Source organism: Streptomyces sp. NPDC055287, from assembly GCF_053646035.1.
Genome location: NZ_JBSHNE010000116.1, coordinates 1 through 2,428, shown reverse-complemented (window position 1 = coordinate 2,428; position 2,428 = coordinate 1). Strand labels below are relative to the sequence as shown.

Sequence of the window (2,428 nt, the reverse complement as noted above, 5' to 3'; positions counted from 1 at the left end):
CACCCTCAACCCGCGACAACAACCCAGCCGCCTGCCCCCGCAACCCACCAACACCACGACCCGACACCACCCACGGCACCACCCCAGGCACCACAGCGACATCGGCTTCGACCAACGGAACCGTGCCAGAAGCCTGCTCCTGCTCCACCGCCCGCTCCAGGGCCTGCTCCGGCGCCTGCTCCAGGATCACGTGCGCGTTCGTACCACTCACACCGAACGACGACACACCCGCCCGACGCGCACGCCCCTCGACCTCCGGCCACTCCCGCGCCTCCGTCAGCAGCTCCACCGCGCCCGCCGACCAGTCCACCTTCGACGACGGCTCGTCCACATGCAGCGTCCGGGGCAGCACCCCGTTCCGCATCGACACAAGCATCTTCATCACGCCGGCGACGCCGGCGGCGGCCTGCGTGTGCCCGATGTTGGACTTCAGTGAGCCCAGCCACAGTGGCCGGTCCTCGGGCCGCTCCTGCCCGTACGTGGCAAGCAGCGCCTCGGCCTCGATCGGGTCGCCGAGCGTCGTTCCCGTACCGTGCGCCTCCACCGCGTCCACATCAGCCGCCGACAGTCCGGCACTGGCCAGCGCCGCCTTTATCACGCGCTGCTGGGACAGGCCGTTGGGCGCCGTAAGGCCGTTGCTCGCACCGTCCTGGTTCACGGCCGAACCGCGCAGCAGCCCGAGCACCGGATGACCGTTTCGACGCGCGTCCGACAGCCGCTCCAGGAGAAGCAGGCCGGCGCCCTCGGCCCACGAGGTGCCGTCGGCCGCGTCGGAGAACGCCTTCGAGCGCCCGTCCGCCGCCAGCCCGCGCTGCCGGCTGAACTCGATGAACATGCCGGGTGCGGGCATGATCGTCACACCGCCGGCCAGGGCGAGAGTGCACTCGCCCGAGCGCAGCGCCTGGGCCGCGAGGTGCATCGCGACCAGGGACGACGAGCAGGCCGTGTCCACGGTGATCGCGGGCCCCTGGAGCCCGAGTGTGTAGGCGATGCGGCCCGAAATGACGCTGGACGACTTGCCCGTCAGGAGGTAGCCCTCGACCGATTCCGGGGCTTCGTGCAGGCGCGCGCCGTAGTCCTGGTAGGTCATGCCGGCGAAGACACCGGTCATGGTGCCCTTCAGCTGTGCGGGATCGATCCCGGCCCGCTCGAACGTCTCCCATGCCGTCTCCAGCAGCAGCCGCTGCTGCGGGTCCATCGCCAGCGCCTCACGCGGCGAGATCCCGAAGAACGCCGGGTCGAACTCGGTGGCGTCGTGAAGGAAGCCGCCCTCCCGTGCGTAGCTCTTGCCCGGCCGGTCCGGATCCGGGTCGTAGAGACCCTCGAGGTCCCAGCCACGGTCCGTCGGGAAGCCGGAGACAACATCGCGTCCTTCGTCGAGGAGCTGCCACAGATCCTCCGGTGTGTGGACGTCGCCGGGCAGCCTGCAGCCCATCGCGACGATCGCGATCGGATCCTCGTCCGTCGGCTGCGGCCCGGACACGGGCTCCGCAACCGGCCCCGAAACGGTGTCCGCGACCGTCCCGACGAGTTCCATGCGCAGGTGCCGTGCCATGAGGGTGACCGTGGGGTGGTCGAAGACCGCTCCGGTGGCCAGCCGCAGCCCCGTGGCCGCGTTCAGTCGGTTGCGCAGCTCCATGACCCGCATCGAGTCGAAGCCGAGTTCCCTGAAGGCGCGTCCCACCGCGATCTCGTCCACGCCGGAGTGACCCAGCACTGCCGCCGCGTGCGTACGCACCAGATCCACGAGCACCCGCTCCTGCTCGCCGGGCGCGAGCCCCGCCAGCCGCTGGGCCGCCGCCGGCCCGGACAACTCCGCGTCCGGGGAGTCGCTGCCCGCGGTCGAACCGGTGGTGATACGGGCCACCTCAGGCACTTCGTCGAACAGCCGGCTTCCCCGGGTCGCGGTGAACTGCGCGACAAATCGCTCCCAGTCCACGTCGGCGAGGGCGAGGAACGGCGCGTCGGGCCCCACCGCGTAAGCGAGGGCCTCCACGGCGGCTTCGGGCGCCATGGAGGTCAGCCCGCGTCGGCGCATCCGCTCGTCGGTCTCGCCGTCGGCCATGCCGCCACCACTCCAGGTGCCCCACGCCAGGGACAGCGCGGGAAGACCACGGACGTGCCTGTCGTGGGCGAGTGCGTCCAGGGTGGCATTGGCCGCCGCGTAGGCGGCCTGACCGCCGTTGCCCCATACGCCGATGACGGAGGAGAAGAGGACGAAGGCCTCGAGGTCCAGGCCCGAAGTGAGTTCGTCCAGGTGCCTCGCACCGTCAACCTTGGATCGCAGTACGTTCGCCAGCCGCTGCGGTGTCAGTGTCTCGATGAGACCGTCGTCCAGCACACCAGCCGTGTGCACCACACCGGTCAAAGGAGGCAGCTCACCCGACACCGACCGCTCACCGAGCGACGCCAGCAAGGACGCCACCTC

At 70.6% G+C, this 2,428-nt stretch carries 1 pseudogene; it reads right to left on the bottom strand.

What is annotated here, in order from left to right:
- Positions 1-2,416 (bottom strand): annotated as a pseudogene (locus ACWIHY_RS40195) (type I polyketide synthase); the annotation flags it as partial.
- Positions 2,417-2,428: the final 12 nt, after the last annotated feature.